Annotated in this window: 15 protein-coding genes; 7 read left to right on the top strand and 8 right to left on the bottom strand. The window is 63.7% G+C overall.

The annotated features are described in order from the left end of the window. Positions 1 to 41: 41 nt before the first annotated feature. The 3 genes from ACR64R_RS13390 to ACR64R_RS13380 form a co-directional block, all read right to left on the bottom strand. Entirely contained in the window at positions 42 to 1,691 is a 1,650-nt protein-coding gene (locus ACR64R_RS13390; protein ID WP_487362088.1) for a thiamine pyrophosphate-binding protein, read from the bottom strand. Then, positions 1,688 to 2,860 (bottom strand): CaiB/BaiF CoA transferase family protein, encoded by a 1,173-nt coding sequence (locus ACR64R_RS13385; protein ID WP_487362087.1) that lies wholly within the window; start codon positions 2,858 to 2,860, stop codon positions 1,688 to 1,690. Before ACR64R_RS13385 ends, ACR64R_RS13390 begins: the two co-directional genes overlap by 4 nt. Positions 2,861 to 2,941: 81 nt before the next feature. Further along, on the bottom strand, positions 2,942 to 3,874 hold the full coding sequence (locus tag ACR64R_RS13380; RefSeq protein WP_487362086.1) for an alpha/beta fold hydrolase: 933 nt from the start codon (positions 3,872 to 3,874) through the stop codon (positions 2,942 to 2,944). Between the two features lie 191 nt (positions 3,875 to 4,065). Here ACR64R_RS13380 and ACR64R_RS13375 point away from each other — a divergent pair, with 191 nt between their 5' ends. Further along, positions 4,066 to 5,073: a ribonuclease T2 family protein gene (locus ACR64R_RS13375; protein ID WP_487362085.1), complete on the top strand. Its 1,008-nt coding sequence runs from the start codon at positions 4,066 to 4,068 to the stop codon at positions 5,071 to 5,073. A 15-nt stretch (positions 5,074 to 5,088) separates the two neighbouring features. On the opposite strand, the gene ACR64R_RS13370 is transcribed toward ACR64R_RS13375, so the two are convergent. Further along, the gene (locus ACR64R_RS13370) at positions 5,089 to 6,366 is read right to left on the bottom strand and encodes a GGDEF domain-containing protein (RefSeq protein ID WP_487362084.1); all 1,278 of its coding nucleotides are present in this window, start codon (positions 6,364 to 6,366) and stop codon (positions 5,089 to 5,091) included. 267 nt (positions 6,367 to 6,633) lie between these two features. Here ACR64R_RS13370 and ettA point away from each other — a divergent pair, with 267 nt between their 5' ends. From ettA to ACR64R_RS13355, 3 genes are all read left to right on the top strand, one after another. Then, a complete protein-coding gene (gene ettA, locus ACR64R_RS13365; protein ID WP_487362083.1) occupies positions 6,634 to 8,283 on the top strand; it encodes an energy-dependent translational throttle protein EttA in 1,650 nt (549 codons plus the stop codon). Between the two features lie 43 nt (positions 8,284 to 8,326). Continuing rightward, entirely contained in the window at positions 8,327 to 9,094 is a 768-nt protein-coding gene (tam, locus tag ACR64R_RS13360) for a trans-aconitate 2-methyltransferase (protein WP_487362082.1), read from the top strand. A gap of 101 nt (positions 9,095 to 9,195) precedes the next feature. Beyond that, positions 9,196 to 10,317 (top strand): beta-ketoacyl-ACP synthase III, encoded by a 1,122-nt coding sequence (locus ACR64R_RS13355; protein ID WP_487362081.1) that lies wholly within the window; start codon positions 9,196 to 9,198, stop codon positions 10,315 to 10,317. A 7-nt stretch (positions 10,318 to 10,324) separates the two neighbouring features. On the opposite strand, the gene ACR64R_RS13350 is transcribed toward ACR64R_RS13355, so the two are convergent. Next, positions 10,325 to 10,891 carry a methyltransferase family protein gene (locus tag ACR64R_RS13350; RefSeq protein WP_487362080.1) on the bottom strand — a complete coding sequence of 189 codons (567 nt, stop codon included), beginning with the start codon at positions 10,889 to 10,891 and terminating at the stop codon, positions 10,325 to 10,327. A 180-nt stretch (positions 10,892 to 11,071) separates the two neighbouring features. Between ACR64R_RS13350 and ACR64R_RS13345 the strand changes: the two genes are divergently transcribed. Further along, a complete protein-coding gene (locus tag ACR64R_RS13345) occupies positions 11,072 to 11,701 on the top strand; it encodes an MOSC domain-containing protein (protein ID WP_487362079.1) in 630 nt (209 codons plus the stop codon). Positions 11,702 to 11,738: 37 nt separating this feature from the next. Here the strand turns inward: ACR64R_RS13345 and ACR64R_RS13340 are convergent, their stop codons facing one another. The 3 genes from ACR64R_RS13340 to tsaA all read right to left on the bottom strand — a co-directional run bounded on the left by ACR64R_RS13340 (position 11,739) and on the right by tsaA (position 13,533). Beyond that, positions 11,739 to 12,578: an SDR family oxidoreductase gene (locus ACR64R_RS13340; protein ID WP_487362078.1), complete on the bottom strand. Its 840-nt coding sequence runs from the start codon at positions 12,576 to 12,578 to the stop codon at positions 11,739 to 11,741. Positions 12,579 to 12,715: 137 nt separating this feature from the next. Continuing rightward, positions 12,716 to 13,030, bottom strand: coding sequence for a DUF2293 domain-containing protein (locus tag ACR64R_RS13335; RefSeq protein ID WP_487362077.1), 315 nt, complete (start codon positions 13,028 to 13,030; stop codon positions 12,716 to 12,718). Next, positions 13,027 to 13,533: a tRNA (N6-threonylcarbamoyladenosine(37)-N6)-methyltransferase TrmO gene (tsaA, locus tag ACR64R_RS13330; protein WP_487362076.1), complete on the bottom strand. Its 507-nt coding sequence runs from the start codon at positions 13,531 to 13,533 to the stop codon at positions 13,027 to 13,029. The genes ACR64R_RS13335 and tsaA overlap by 4 nt, the downstream gene beginning before the upstream one ends. A 139-nt stretch (positions 13,534 to 13,672) precedes the next feature. Between tsaA and ACR64R_RS13325 the strand changes: the two genes are divergently transcribed. Then, positions 13,673 to 14,680 (top strand): ArsR/SmtB family transcription factor, encoded by a 1,008-nt coding sequence (locus tag ACR64R_RS13325; protein ID WP_487362075.1) that lies wholly within the window; start codon positions 13,673 to 13,675, stop codon positions 14,678 to 14,680. After that, positions 14,680 to 15,597, top strand: a complete 918-nt coding sequence (metF, locus tag ACR64R_RS13320) for a methylenetetrahydrofolate reductase [NAD(P)H] (protein ID WP_487362074.1) — start codon at positions 14,680 to 14,682, stop codon at positions 15,595 to 15,597. Before ACR64R_RS13325 ends, metF begins: the two co-directional genes overlap by 1 nt. Positions 15,598 to 15,893: the final 296 nt, after the last annotated feature.

Here is a 15,893-nt window from a genome sequence, read left to right as displayed (position 1 = left end):
TAAACCGCCCCGCTTGTCCTGCAACCGGCGGAAACGCCGCTTCAGTTCTTATTGCGTATCTGCGTCAGTGTGCGGGTCGGCGTTATCGCTTCGGGATCGAGCCTGATCTCGATGATCGCCGGCTTGCCGCTGGCGCTGGCGCGTTCGAAAGCCGGCGCGAAGTCGGCGGTTTTCTCCACCGTCTCGCCATGACCGCCATAGGCGCGGGCAAGAGCGGCGAAGTCGGGGTTCTTCAGATCAGTGGCGACGACGCGGTTCGGATATTCCCGCTCCTGGTGCATGCGGATCGTGCCGTAGATGCCGTTGTTGACGACGATCACGATGATCGGCAGGTCATATTGGACAGCGGTCGCGAACTCCTGGCCGTTCATCAGGAAGCAGCCGTCGCCGGCGAAGGCAATCACGGTGCGCTCCGGGAACAATGATTTGGCGGCGACCGCCGCCGGCGTGCCGTAGCCCATCGAGCCGGACGTGGGTGCCGCTTGCGTGCCGTAGCGACGGTTGCGGTAGAAGCGATGCACCCAGGTGGCGTAGTTGCCGGCCCCGTTGGTGAGGATGGCGTCTTCCGGCAGGACCTTCCCGAGATGTTCGATGATGGGGCCCATCTGGACCGGGCCAGGTCCGGTCTGAGGCGGCGTCGACCATTCGAGATAGGCGGCGTGCGCCTTCTCGGTCTCCGCCGCCCAGGCAGGCTTGGCTGCAGGCTTGCGCCTGGCGAAGGCCTCGACGAAAGCGGCGGGAGAGGCGTTGATGGCTATTGTCGGCCGGTAGACGCGGCCGAGCTCGCCGGCGTCGGCGTGAACATGCACCAGCGCCTGGTCCGGATAAGGGCTTTTCAGCAGCGTGTAATCCGAAGACGGCATCTCGCCCAGGCGGCCGCCGAGCAAGAGCACGACATCGGCCTGCTTGATCCGCTCGGCCAGCTTGGGATTGATGCCGATGCCGACATCGCCGGCGTAGTTCGGGTGCAGATGGTCAAACAGCATCTGACGGCGGAAGGAACAGCCGACGGGCATAGACCATGTCTCGGCGATGGCGCGCATATGCGCCACGGCTTGTTCGTTCCAGCGCGTGCCGCCGAGAATGACGAACGGACGCTTTGCACCGTTGAGGAGCATTTCCAGCGCGTCGAGCTCGGCCTCGCCGGGGCGCGTCTCGACGGGCGTGTGCGGCAGCGCTTGCGGGGCTTCGACCTCGCTGGTCAGCATGTCCTCAGGCAGCGAGATGACGACCGGGCCGGGGCGCCCCGATGTCGCGACCGCGAAAGCGCGGGTGACGAATTCCGGAATTCGTGAAGCGTCGTCGATCTCGACCACCCATTTGGCGATGTCGCCAAAGAAGCGCTTGTAGTCGACCTCCTGGAAGGCCTCGCGTTCCTTGGCATGGCTGGCGACCTGGCCGATGAACAGGATCATCGGCACCGAATCCTGCATGGCGATGTGGATGCCGGCCGACGCATTGGTGGCTCCGGGGCCGCGGGTCACGAAGCAGATGCCCGGCTTGCCGGTCAGCCGCCCCTGGCAGTCGGCCATCATGGCGGCGCCGCCTTCCTGGCGACAAACGATGGTGCGGATCGATGAGTCATGCAGGGCGTCCAGCACCGCGAGGTAGGATTCGCCCGGAACGCAGAAGATGCGGTCGGTGCCGTTTGCCTCGAGCGCCTCGACGATCAGTTGTCCGCCGGTCTTCATTTTGCTGCTCTCTCCAGTTCGGCCAGGATTTCTTGCGTGTGCTCGCCAAGACGCGGCGAGGGGCGTTCATAGACGAGCGGCGTGCCCGACATGACCATGGGCGCGCGCACCGAGGGCAGGCGATTGCCATGGCCGTCGTCGAGGTCGAGGCGCATGCCGCGCGCAACCGTCTGCGGGTCGGCGAACATCTGGCCGATCGTGTTGATCGGGCTCGCCGGCACGCCGGCCGCCTCGAGCTTCGCCAGCAGCGGATCGCGATCCCAGGCGGTGAGCGTCTCGATGATGCGCTCGCGCAGCTTCGCGCGATTGGCGACGCGAGCCGGATTGGTGGCGAAATCAGGATCGGCGGGCATATCGGTCAGGCCGACGACAGCGCAGAACTTGCCGAACTGGCCGTCATTGCCGACCGCGAGGATGATGTGGCCGTCCCTGACCGGCAGCACCTCGTAAGGCGCGATGTTCATGTGCGCGTTGCCCATCCGCGCCGGCGACTTGCCGGATACCAGATAGTTGAGGTTCTGGTTGCCGAGCGCGGAGATCTGGCAGTCATAGAGCGCCATGTCTATGTGCTGACCCTCGCCGGTCTTTTCGGCATGGCGAAGTGCTGCCTGGATGGCGATCACCGAGTAGAGCCCGGTGAACAGGTCGGAGATCGCGACGCCGGCCTTCTGCGGCTCGCGCCCAGGCTCGCCCGTAATCGACATCATGCCGGCCATCGCCTGGATGATGAAATCGTAGCCCGCGCGCGGCGCGTAGGGACCGTCCTGCCCGAAGCCGGTGATCGAACAATAGACGAGGCGCGGATTGACCGCCTTCAGGCTTTCGTAGTCGAGGCCGTATTTCTTCAGGCCCCCGAGCTTGAAATTCTCGATCAGCACATCGGCGGTGGCGACCAGCTCGCGAAGCGTGTGCGCGCCCTCCGGCCTGGAAAAGTCGACCGCGATCGAGCGCTTGCCACGGTTGCAGCAATGGTAGTAGGCGGCCGACAGGTTCTCGCCGTCGCGGCTAGTGACGAAGGGCGGACCCCATTTGCGGGTGTCGTCGCCATCCGGGCTTTCCACCTTGATCACGTCGGCGCCGAGATCGGCCAGCAATTGCCCGGCCCAGGGGCCTGCGAGGATGCGGGCAAGTTCGATAACGCGGATGCCTTTCAGCGGAGGGGCGGCCATGGATCACCGTGCTCTAACAAAACGCAGCCTCTAGCAACCCGCAACCGCCGTGTCACGAACCATACGCTGGGCCACGCCGCATCAGGGTTTCAGCACGCTGTCCGCCCAGATGGCGAAGTCGTTCATGACAGTGTCGCGGTTGATCTCGTTCAGGCTTTCATGGCGGGTCTCGGTGTAAACCTTTGAAACCAGATTCGAAAACCCCATTGCCCGCATGCGCTTTGCCAGGTGATGGACGGCGTTGCCATAGTCCGATGCCGGATCTTTCTCTCCGCCGACGAGGTTTACGGGGAGATCGCGCCTGACGCCGGCAAAGCTCTGGTCCTTGCCGCCGTGAAGCGCCATGTCCACCACATCGCGCCACATCGAGACCGAGGCATCCCAGCCGCAGAGCGGGTCGGCGATGTATTTGTCGACTTCAATGGGGTCGCGCGACAGCCAGTCGAACAAAGTCCGGTGGTTGGGCACCGCCTTGCCCCAGGCCTGGAAGGTGAGCTTGGGCAGAAGGCGGGACGGCACGTCGGAGCCAAGCCGCATGCGCTCCCAGCCGAGGATCAGCAGCGCCAACTGGCCGAGCAGGCCTTGCGAGAAATTGCCATTCCAGATCGCAGCCGCATGGACACGCCCGGAATGACGCAGGACGAAGTTGAGCGCGACCGAGGCGCCCAGCGAATGTCCGAAAACGATCACCGGCAGTCCGGGATGCTCCCTTGCGATGAGGTCGTGCACGGCCTCCACGTCGGCGATCACCTTCAAGACGCCATCGCTGTCGGCGAACTTGCCGAGCGGCGCGTCAATTGCCTTCGTCGCGCCGTGGCCGCGATGGTCGTGGGCATAGACATGGAATCCGCGCCCGCTCAGAAAATCGGCGAAGCGGGCGTAGCGAGCCGCATGCTCGGCCAGGCCGTGGTTGATCTGGATCACGGCGCGCGGCTTTCCCGCGGTTTCCTTTACATAAAGGTTGAGCTCGGCCCCGGTCGGCGAGGCCAGCGTGGTCTGCTTATCGAAATGCATATCTCGCTCCCTCGGCGACTGTTGGGCGAGGGCTTTGCCGACGTCAAGTGGACGGGCGCGCCTGCATGCGCCCCGAAGTGGGCGATCAGCTGGGGATTGTTCTCTTGCGCGGTGAAAAAGATCGCAATTCTGACACGTCGGCTGTTCTATGTGACGAATCCAATACGTCCAATGATTGCGGGGAGAGCGGGATGCGGGTCTGGGCACTATGGGGTTCGATGGCGCTGGCTCTCGTCTGCGCCGGCGCGGCGCATGCCGACGTCAAGATGAATGGCACTTTCGTTGCCGACAGCGCTTGTCCCGCAACCCAGGCGATCAGGAACGGCAAGAACCCCGGCAACATCTCGACCGAGGCCGGGAAGAGCTATGAGCTTCTTGCCGGCAACAAGGACGAGCCCACCCATTATCTCATCCAGGTGCCGGGCGCCGAGCCCGAGCGGCGCTGGGTCAAGATCAGTTGCGGCCACGTCACCGGCGGCGGCGCGGCAACCACGCCTGCGCCTTCGGGCCAGACGAAGCCGACGTCGGCTTCCGGGAAACCCGAATATGTCTTTGCGCTGAGCTGGCAGCCGGCTTTTTGCGAGACCAACGCAAGCAAGCCCGAATGCAAGGCACAGAACCCCGCCGAGTTCGATGCCTCGCACTTTACTCTGCATGGGCTGTGGCCGCAGCCGAACGGCAATTTCTATTGCCAGGTGTCGGCGGGCGACAAGGCCAACGACAACCCGGCGCATTGGGGAGATCTGCCGCCGGTCAATCTAGACGCCAGCGTACGCGCAGAGCTCGACCAGGTGATGCCGGGCACGGCCTCCAAACTCGACCGCCACGAATGGATCAAGCATGGCACCTGCTATGGGAAGAGCCAGCAGGAGTACTTCTCCGACGCGCTTAACCTGATGCGGGCGGTGAACGCCTCCGCGGTGCGCGATCTCTTCACCAGGAATATCGGCAAGCAGCTGACCTCGGACGAGATTCGCGACGCGTTCAACAAGGCCTTCGGCGCCGGCGCCGGGGACCGCGTGCGCGTCTCCTGCCTGGTCGATCCGTCGAGCGGCCGACGTATGATCGGCGAATTGACGCTCGGCCTGTCAGGCCCGATCGGTCCGGACAGCAAGCTTGGCGATCTGCTGCTGGCGTCCGCGCCTACAGCCAAGGCCGGCTGTCCGAAGGGCACCGTCGACGCGATCGGGTTCCAATAGGCGAGCGTTGCCCGATCACCCCGTCCTTGGCGTCGCCCGGATAATGATCGCTTCGCTGCCTGGTTCGCCGACCACGCGGTCGCGGCCGCTCAGCTTGGCTTTGTAGAGGCGCTGGTCGGCCAGCGCGAAAATGTCTGCGAGGCTGCGCGTCGTCTCGCTGACGGTGGAGACGCCGGCGCTCACCGTGATGTTGAAGCGGCCGGTATGCGCCGAGGTCTTCGTGGCATTCCTGATGGTCTCGCCCAGCAGCCTGGCGGGCGCGTGCGCCTGATGCGTCAGGATCGCGAACTCCTCGCCGCCGATCCGGAACACCAGATCGTTGCCGCCGATCGTCTCCGCCAGCATCGCGGCCATCGCTTTCAACACCTTGTCGCCCTCGGCGTGGCCGAAGCGGTCGTTGATCGACTTGAAATGGTCGACATCGACGATGAGCAGGCTAAGAGGCTTGCCCATCCTGATGGCCGCCGAGACCGCTGACTCGCCATCGGCATCGAAGCTGCCGCGATGCAGCAGGCCGGTGAGACCGTCGCGGCCTACATATTTGATCAGGGCTTCATAGCGTTCCCGGTAGGTGAGGGTGTCGAAGATGTCGGAGAGGCCGCGCGGCACGGCAACGTCATTGTCCTCGATCCATCTGAGATAGGCGACGAGCATGGCGCTATAGGCGAGCGCGGCGCCCATCTTGGCGAACCAGCCGCCGAGGAAGACCTCGACCGGCGCGCCGGCGACGAAATGCAGCGCGGTGAAGAAGCCGGCCTGGTCGAAGGTCAATACGCACGCCACCGATGCCAGGATGCGGACGAACGGCAAGTGACGCAGGTAAGCACCGAGCTTCTCGTACAGCAGGATGATCAGTATGGCATCGACGAAAAGCAGCGAGGTGCCCCAGACCATGAGCCAGCCCATCTCGTCGATGAAAGCGATATCCGGGGTCCGGCCGTCCGGTAGCGGCGCGATCGCGTGCAGGCGCAGGATCAGCACCAGGCCGATCATCAGCGCGTTGCCGAGAAGCAGGCCGTAAATGGGTTGGCGGACGGTCGCCGCGTCTTCCTTCATGTAGAGCAGCAGGATCATCACCAGCTTGCCCGAGAAGAGCACGGCGGAACCCGGCGAAACCATGCCGAACGGCAGCGCGACGTAGAAGACGCTGGCGAGATAGGTTTCGAGGAAGTGCATGACGCCGAGCGCGCAGACGAACACGCCAAGCCCGATGCGGCGCCGGAAGCGGAAAAGCGTGACCATGGCGCCGAAATAGAGAACCGCTTCGGCAAGGAGCAGGGCAACATTCAGCACGTCGTCGATCCGATTTTTCCCCGAAACCCGGGCATGGCCGTGATTTGCCAATCTATTAGCGTTTTGCAGGCGAATGGTTAACCACTGATTTCGCGCCGGCGCCGGCGGCGGCGAAAGCTGCAAGCATGGGTTTGGGTCTGCAAATGAGCGAAAGCGCCGTGATCGCTCGCCGGCGCGCCGAAAGCGATTGCCGTACGGCGCTTCATCGCCTACATAGCGCGCAACCCCCATCCACCTTGACACTTCAGTTTCCAAGGGAAAGCGCGCGTGGCTCGCCAGTTCATCTATCACATGTCCGGCCTGTCGAAGGCCTATGGCACCAAGAAGGTGCTCGATAACGTCCACCTGTCCTTCTACCCGGACGCCAAGATCGGCATCCTCGGCCCCAACGGGTCGGGCAAGTCGACGATCCTGCGCATCATGGCCGGGCTCGACAAGGAATTCCAGGGCGAGGCGTGGCTGGCCGAGGGCGCGACCGTCGGTTACCTGGCGCAGGAGCCGCAGCTCGACAACAGCAAGACCGTGCGTGAAAACGTCATGGACGGCGTTGCCAGGAAGACCGCCATCATCGAGCGCTACAACGAACTGATGATGAACTATTCCGACGAGACGGCGGACGAGTCGGCCAAGCTCCAGGACGAGATGGACCGCCTCAATCTGTGGGATCTCGAGCAGCAGGTCGAAATGGCGATGGATGCGCTGCAGTGCCCGCCGCCCGACTCCGAAGTGACCAACCTGTCGGGCGGCGAGCGCCGCCGCGTGGCGCTATGCCGGCTGCTGCTCGAACAGCCCGACCTTCTGCTGCTCGACGAACCGACCAACCATCTCGACGCCGAGACCACCCAATGGCTTGAAAAGCACCTACGCGACTATCCGGGCTCGGTGCTGATCATCACCCACGACCGCTACTTCCTCGACAACGTCACCGGTTGGATCCTCGAGCTCGACCGCGGCCGCGGCATTCCCTACGAGGGCAACTACACCAAATATCTCGACGCCAAGGCCAAGCGCCTGATCCAGGAAGGGCGCGAGGACGATGCGCGCCAGAAGTCCATCTGGCGCGAGCGCGAATGGATCCAGTCCTCTCCGAAGGCGCGCCAGACCAAGTCGAAGGCGCGCATCAAGGCCTATGAGGAACTGGTCGAGCAATCGCAGAACCGCAAGCCGACAGACACGCAGATCGTCATCCCGGCGAGCGAGCGGCTGGGCAATGTCGTCATCGAGGTCGAAGGTCTGAATAAAGGCTTCGGCGACGAGCTTCTGATAGAGAACCTGTCGTTCAAGCTGCCGCCGGGCGGCATCGTCGGCGTCATCGGCCCGAACGGCGCCGGCAAGACGACGCTGTTCAAGATGTTCACCGGCCAGGAGAAGCCGGATGCCGGCTCGATCCGCATCGGCGAGACGGTCAAGCTCGGCTATGTCGACCAGAGCCGTGACGCGCTCGACCCGAACAAGACGGTTTGGGAAGAGGTTTCCGGTGGCGCCGAGGTCATCAAGCTCGGCAAGCACGAGGTCAACAGCCGCGCCTATTGCTCGTCCTTCAATTTCCGCGGCGGCGACCAGCAGCAGAAAGTCGGGAACCTTTCGGGCGGCCAGCGCAACCGCGTGCACCTGGCCAAGATGCTGAAGGGCGGCGGCAACGTGCTGCTGCTCGACGAACCGACCAACGATCTCGACACCGAAACGCTGAGCGCGCTGGAAGACGCGCTGGAAGCCTATGCCGGCTGCGCGGTCATCATCAGCCACGACCGCATGTTCCTCGACCGCATGGCGACCCACATGCTCGCCTTCGAGGGCGACGCGCATGTCGAATGGTTCGAAGGCAATTTCGAGGAATACGAGAAGGACAAGCTGCGGCGCCTCGGCGCCGAAGCTGCGACCCCGCACCGCATGACGCACAAGCGGCTGACAAGGTAGCACATCAGTCCGAAGTGGCGGCGAGCAACTCCGAGGTTCTCACATGGCTGACTGGTCCGCCGCCCAATATCTGAAGTTCGAGGATGAGCGCACGCGGCCCGCGCGCGATCTCGTGGCGCAGGTGCCGGTCGATTTTCCGCGCCGCGTCGTCGATATCGGTTGCGGCCCGGGCAACTCCACCGAACTGCTGGTCGAGCGCTGGCCGGATGCCCAAGTCAGCGGTCTCGACACCTCGCCCGACATGATCGAGAAGGCGAGGGCGCGTCTGCCCAACGTCAATTTCGAGCTGGCGGACGCCGCCCGATGGAAGCCCGAGCATCCCGTCGACGTCATCTTCGCCAATGCTGTCTTCCAGTGGGTGCCGGAGCATCCGGCGGTGTTCCTGCGGCTGATGGGGTTTCTGGCGCCCGGCGGCGCCCTGGCCGTCCAGATGCCGGACAATGTCGGCGAAGCCTCGCACCAGCTGATGCGCGAGACCGCGGCGGAGGTGCCGTTCGCGACCAAGCTCACGGGCGTCGCGCGCGGGCAGCTGCCGCCCGTGTCCTTCTACTACGATCTTTTGTCGCCGCACGCCGACCGGCTCGACATCTGGCATGCGATCTACAACCATCCGCTGGCCGATGCCGAGGCGATCGTCGAATGGGTCAAGTCGACAGGGCTGAAGCCGTTCCTCGGTCCACTCGACGCGGATGAGAAGAGGCTGTTCCTAGACAGCTACACCGCCAAGATCGCCCGGGCCTATCCGAAGGCGGCGAACGGCAAGGTGCTGCTGCGCTTCCCTCGGATATTCATCGTCGCCAAGCGCGCCTGACTCGGCGCCTTTAAGCTGGCATAAACCGGCTAAATGCGACAAGGGTAGCGCCGGGCCGCTTCGGTGCCCACATCAAGGCCCCTGCCTCGGACGGATTGGACATGCATCGCGTCATCATCAGCGGCATCGGCGCCGAAATCCCTGAACCCGTCATCACCAATGAGGAGCTGGTCGCAAGCTTCAACAGTTGGGTCGACACCGAGAATGCGCGTCGTGCCACGACCGGCGAAACCCTGCTGCAGAAGTCGGACAGCGATTTCATCGTGCATGCGTCGGGAGTGAAGAGCCGCCATGTCATCGAGCGCGAGGGCATCCTTGACCCGACCCGCATGGCCCCGCGTATTCCGGCGCGGCCGGATAATGCGCTGTCGCTGGAGGCGGAGTTCGGCGTTGCATCGGCCACGAAGGCGCTAGCCCATGCCGGGATCGATGGGGCGGACATCGATCTGGTGATCTGCTCGGCCTCGCATCATCAGCGGCCCTATCCGGCCATCGCGATCGAGATGCAGGACGCGCTCGGCACCAAAGGCGCCGGCTTCGACATGGGCCTCGGTTGCTCTTCCGCGGCCGCCGCGCTTCATGTCGCCGTCAACCTGGTGAGGTCGGGGGTGCACAAGCGCATCCTGGTGTCGACGCCGGAGATCATCACGGGGCATCTCAATTTCCGCGACCGGCAGACGCATTTCATATTCGGCGACGCCTCGGTTGCGATGGTGGTCGAGGGGCTTGCCCAGGGCGACAAACGGCCGGAACGTTTCGAGGTGCTGGACACCCGCATCTGGACGCAGATGTCGAACAACATCCGCACCAATCTCGGCTACCACACCCGCACAGCCCAGGACGATCCCTACATGATCAACCTCGAGGGCAATCTCATCAAGCAGGTCGGCAACAAGGTGTTCAAGGAAGTCACAGTGGCCGGCCAAAAATTCATCGTCGAGTTCCTGGCCGAGCACGGGCTGACGCCGGAGGGCATACGCCGCTTCTGGCTGCATCAGGCCAATGCGCGCATGAATGCGATGATCCTGAAACTGTCCTTTGGCCACGACGTCGACCACGACCGCGCGCCGATGGTGCTGGAGCGGCTCGGCAACACGGCCGGCGCCGGCGCGATCGTCGCGCTGGCGGAGAACCACGCCGACATGAAGGCCGGCGATTTCGGCCTCATCTGCGCCTTCGGCGCCGGCTATTCCATCGGCGGCGCGCTCTTGCGAATGCTGTAGCTGGCGATCAGGCCGGCGCGAAAGGCACCAGCATCGGCACGCGCCTGGCGTAGTCGTCATAGGCCGGGCCGAGCTCGCCGCGCAGGAAGCTCTCTTCCAGCCTCGCCTTGACGACGACACCGACGAGCAGCAGGGCGGCGCCGGCAATGCCCCAGACGGTGCCCTTGACCGACATGGTGGCAAGGACCGAAAGCAGCAGGCCGCTGTATATCGGATGGCGGACCAGGCCATAGGGACCGGTTTCTACCACGCGGTGATCGGCCTTTGCGGTGACGTTGGCCGACCACAGGCGGCCAAGATGAAGACGCGCCCACCAGGCGAAAGCGATGCCGATGGCGATCAGGGCAACGCAGATCCAGGCCTCCGTTAGCGTCGGCGTCCAGAGCCGAAGCCGGCCGACATAGCCGTGTGCCGGCACGAACAGCAGGACGGTGCCGGCGACCCAGAGAATCCGGTAGTGCGCTTCCGACTTGAGATCAGCGCGCTTTTGCGCCGGATCCGCCCAGGCAGCGGCAAGAAGCCAGGAAACCAGCCAGAACAGCCAGAGGCCGGCGACAGCTTGTCCAACCTGCATGGATCGAACCTTCCTGATTGCGGGTGATCCCCTATAGCGCCGGCGCGGCAGCATTGCGGCTTGCGGCGGCCAGCGAAAGGGATTTTGCGGTAAGAAAGTCGTGATCGCCATCAAACGGCGTGATCGGATCATCAGCGCTTTCGACTGGACCGCATTGTTTGGCGCCTTTAGACCAGCGGCATGCATGAAACCAACCTTGAGCTTTTTCCGGGATCGGAGCCGGCATTCGACGTAGTGCCGGGCCGCAAGCTGACGGCAAAGGCGGTGGCGCTCTTTGCCGCCCCACACGACCATTTCGAGACAAGGGCGGTCGAGGAACTGCGACTTGGCTTCGACGGTATCGCCGGCGACTTTCATGGCGGCACAACGCGGCGTTCCGGCGGACGCGAGCCCTGGTATCCGCGCGGCACGGAGATGCGCAACGAGCGGCAATTGTCGCTCGTCGCGGCGGACGAACTTGCCATCGTCGCCCAGCGGATGGGGTTGGAGGAGATCAAGCCGGAATGGGTCGGAGCCAACATCCTTGTCGACGGCGTGCCGAATCTGTCGATGCTGCCGGCCGGCTCACTGATGTTCTTCAAGGGTGGCGTGACGCTCAAGGTCGACGGGCAGAACAAGCCCTGCCGCTTTGCGGGGCAATCGATCGCCGGGCATGTCGGCGCGGCGGATAACGATGCAACCGCGCTGCTCTTTCCAAAGGAGGCGAAGCGTCTGCGCGGCCTTGTCGCCTGGGTCGAGAAGCCGGGCACGGTCAGGGTTGACGAAGAGATTTCCGTGCGGGTGCCGGAACAGTGGATCTATCGGGCCTGAGGCCACGCCGCTGAGGCAGCGTGGCCGATGGCCTTCATTAGGCTTTCCTGTTCTTGTTGGCGCCCTGCGCCATCACCGAGACATGGTCCCATTTTTCCCAGGTGGCGATGCGGTTGGCATATTCCTGCCTGATCATCGGCAGGCCGCCATCGCCGAAAAAGACACGCAATGGCGGCTCGGCCGCATCGACGATTGCGAGCATTGCCGCACCGGTCGCTTGCGGATCGCCGGCCACCGAACGGCTGCGCCGCTCGGCCATCGCCGCGCGGGTCGCTTCGTAGACATCCAACGGTTTGGAGACCTTGGCGGAAGGGCCGGCCCAGTCGGTGGAGAAACCGCCCGGCTCGACGAGGGTGACATGGATGCCGAAACCGGCGACTTCCAGGCTGAGCGACTGGCTGAAGGCCTCCAGCGCCCATTTCGAGGCGTGGTAGAGGCCAAGCGAGGCAAAGGCGTTGACGCCGCCGATCGACGAGATCTGGATGATGTGGCCGGAGCGCTGCGCCCGCATGATCGGCAGCGCGGCTTGCGTCACCCAAAGCGCGCCGAACACGTTGGTCTCGATCTGGTCGCGCGCCTCCTGCTCGGTGACCTCCTCGATGGCGCCGAAATGGCCGTAACCGGCGTTGTTGATGACGACGTCGAGGCGTCCGAAGCGTTTGTGCGCCTCGGCGATGGCGGCTTCGACTGCCTTTTTGTCGGTGACGTCGAGCTGCATGGCGGCGACCTTGTCGCCATATTTTCCGACGAGATCGGCGAGCGTGCCGGCATCGCGCGCGGTGGCCGCGACACGGTCGCCGCGCGCAAGCGCGGCCTCGGCCCAAACGCGGCCAAAGCCCTTCGACGAGCCGGTGATGAACCAAACCTTATCAGTCATGATCTGTGATCCTTGCCCACAGGGCGATGAATTCGGAGAGAAACGGAGGAAGCTCCGTTTGCTGCATTTACGGTGCCGCCAGCATTTTTCCAGAGGTGGCAGTGGAATTAATTGACGAAATCCGGTGGCGGTGGCGCCTACTCGTCATCGTCATCCTCTTGGAGCAGCCGTGTAGCCCGCCAGCGAGTGAGCACCTCATTGGTCCGTCCGATGACGAAGAAGCGCGCCGAGTCGCGGTCATAGCCTTCGGCGAGGAGCTTTTCGTAATCGGTATGGGCGTGGCGGACATGGGCGATTGTGGCCAGCCACACCGCGATCGTCGGCGGCAAGGTCTTCATATGCACCGAGCCGGCGTCGGCGCGGATCTTCTCCATGTCGGCGTAAGGCGCGAGCGGCAATAGAGCGGTCAACGCCTTGGCGATGGCACGGCGTCGGCCGGTGGGCGCGTTCATTTGTCGTCACGTCCTGCGATGGTCGCTTCGGGGAAAGCGTCGATCGAAGCATAGTAAGGCTTGATGTCGATGACCGGCGTGCCGTCGAGCACATCTATGGCATCGATTCCGATCCGGCCGGCCTCCATGTCGAGAGCGACGAGCTTGGCCACATGCAGGCCGACGGGGTTCGGCCGGGCAGGGGAGCGAAGCGAGAAAACGCCTTTCGGTTCAGCCGCATGGCGCGGCTTCTGCACAATCAGATTCCGTGGCGCGTGATGGAGCCAGGACAGGATGACGATGTGGCTCGCGCGTTCCAGGTTTTGCAACCCCGGGCGATAGGGCTCGCCGATGAGAATGGTCGCCGTGCGCCCGGATTCCCGGGCGGCGCGCATGTTCTTGGGGCAATCCTCACGACTGGCCCATGGCGAGACAATGCGACCGATGAAGACGACATGGCCGTCAGGCCGCAGTTGCGCCGGATCGGTTTCAAGAAGCGTTTCGCCTTCGCGCGTCTCAAACATCCTATTCACCCCTTGGAAAGACGGCCGGTCTTGCGCGGGTCAAGGCTGCGCCATTTTCTTGTCCGGAAGCGACATAGCGCTTGCCATAATGCCAAAATCGACATAAACATATCTTTATATCTTTCAACGAGAGCCGCTCATGCATGTCTCGCTCGACACAATGGTAGATACATTGAAGGCGGCGGCCGAATCCAGCCGGCTGCGCATTCTGGTGCTCCTGTCGCGTGGCGACCTGACTGTCTCCGATCTCACCGAAATCCTCGGCCAGTCGCAGCCGCGCGTCTCGCGTCATCTCAAGCTGTTGCTCGATGCCGGGCTGATCGGCCGCTATCAGGAAGGGTCCTGGGCCTTCTTCAGGCTGACCGACACGGACAATTCGCGCGATTTCGTGCAGCGTCTGGTTGCGGGCATCAGCGAGGCCGATCCGCAGGTGGTGCGCGATCTGGAGCGCTTGGCGGCGGTCAAGCGCAAGCGACAGGACCGGGCCGCCGAATATTTCTCCGAGAATGCCGCGAGCTGGGATCATATTCGTTCGCTGCATGTGCCAGACCGCGCCGTGGAAGCGGCGCTTATCAAGCTTGTCGGCAAGCGACCTTTCCAGTCCATGCTCGACCTTGGCACCGGCACGGGCAGGCTGCTCGAAATTTTCGCGCCGCTTTACCGGCGCGGTGTCGGCATTGACATGTCGCGCGAGATGCTGACGGTGGCGCGCGCCAATCTCGACAAGGCGGGCGTCGCCAACGCGCAGGTGCGCCAGGGCGACATTTTCTCGCCACCGGTCGAGCGCAACGCCTTCGATCTCGTCACCATCCACCAGGTGCTGCACTATCTCGACGATCCGGCACGCGCGATCGCGGAGGCGGCAAGGTTGCTGCGTCCATCGGGACGGCTGATCGTCGTCGATTTCGCCCCGCACAACCTGGAATTCCTGCGCGACCAGCACGCTCATATGCGGCTCGGCTTTTCCGACCGCCAGATAGCGGAATGGTTCGCAGAGGCGGGACTCGACCTCGAGGACAGCCAGGAATTCGAGCCACGCGGCGGCAACGAGGCAAGGCTGACCGTCAAGCTCTGGCTCGGCCGTGACCGCCGGCTGTTGATCGCCGATCCGTCCAATGATTCCTTGCCAGCGAGGGAAACAGCCTGATGAACCAGTTCCGCTTTTCCCGCCGCCCCGACATAGGCAACAGGGTCAGCGTCTCGTTCGAGTTCTTCCCGCCGAAGACCGACGATATGGAAGCGAGGCTCTGGGACACGGTGACCCGGCTGGAGCCGCTCAAGCCGGAATTCGTCTCGGTGACCTACGGCGCCGGCGGCTCGACCCGCGAGCGCACGGCGCGGACCGTCAGGCGCATCCTCAACGAGTCGTCGCTGACGCCGGCGGCGCATATGACCTGTGTCGATGCCTCCCGTGATCAGGTCGATGCGGTCATCCGCGAATTCGCCGACATGGGCGTCGGACGCTTCGTGGCGCTGCGCGGGGATCCGGCGGCTGGTGTGGGGACGAGCTACCGTCCGCATCCCGACGGTTACGCCAATGGCGCAGAACTGGTCGGCGCGCTGAAAAACGCCGGCGATTTCGACATCTCGGTCTCGGCCTATCCGGAAAAGCATCCGGAGAGCCCGGATTTCGCCACTGACATCGACATGCTGAAGCGCAAGGTCGACAATGGCGCGACACGGGCGATCACCCAGTTCTTCTTCGACAACGACCTTTACGAGCGCTATGTCGAGCGGGCACGGCGCGCCGGCATCTATATCCCGATCGTGCCGGGCATCCTGCCGGTGCACAATTTCACCCAGGTCGCCAATTTTTCGTCGCGTTGCGGGACGCTGGTGCCGGCCTGGCTGGCCGAGCGTTTCGAGGGGCTGGAGCACGATCCCCAGACACATGCGCTGGTAGCCTCGGCCGTGGCGGCGGAGCAGGTACTGGATCTCGTTGAACGCGGCGTCGGCGATTTCCATTTCTACACGATGAACCGCGCCGATCTCGTCTTTGCCGTCTGCCACATGATCGGAATCCGCTCGCATGAAGCGGAGGCGGCCGGCTCGGCCGCGGCCTGAGCTTGGCGGACAAGGAAAAGGCCGGGTAGAACCCGGCCTTTTCGAACTGTTTGGACTACTCTCGGTGCTAGTCTTCCCGGCTTTGGCGGGTCAGGGAAGAACGCCTATGATAAGGGCGCCGATGAATGCGAATGCGGCACAAATCATCAAAGCGTTGATCGGCCTCGTCAGTCCCATGTCATAGCCTCCTCTTATTAAAGAGCTATGGCCGGAGTCTAGGGTCATTTGGGTCACAGGCAAGCGGAAAATATGCTGCATTGCGACGTGATTGTGAAATTTGCGACCTGCCATCTGTC

This window comes from Mesorhizobium sp. MC2-1-1 (genome assembly GCF_057597255.1).
The sequence above is the reverse complement of the archived record's forward strand: the minus strand, read 5'-3'. Positions and strand labels throughout refer to the sequence as shown.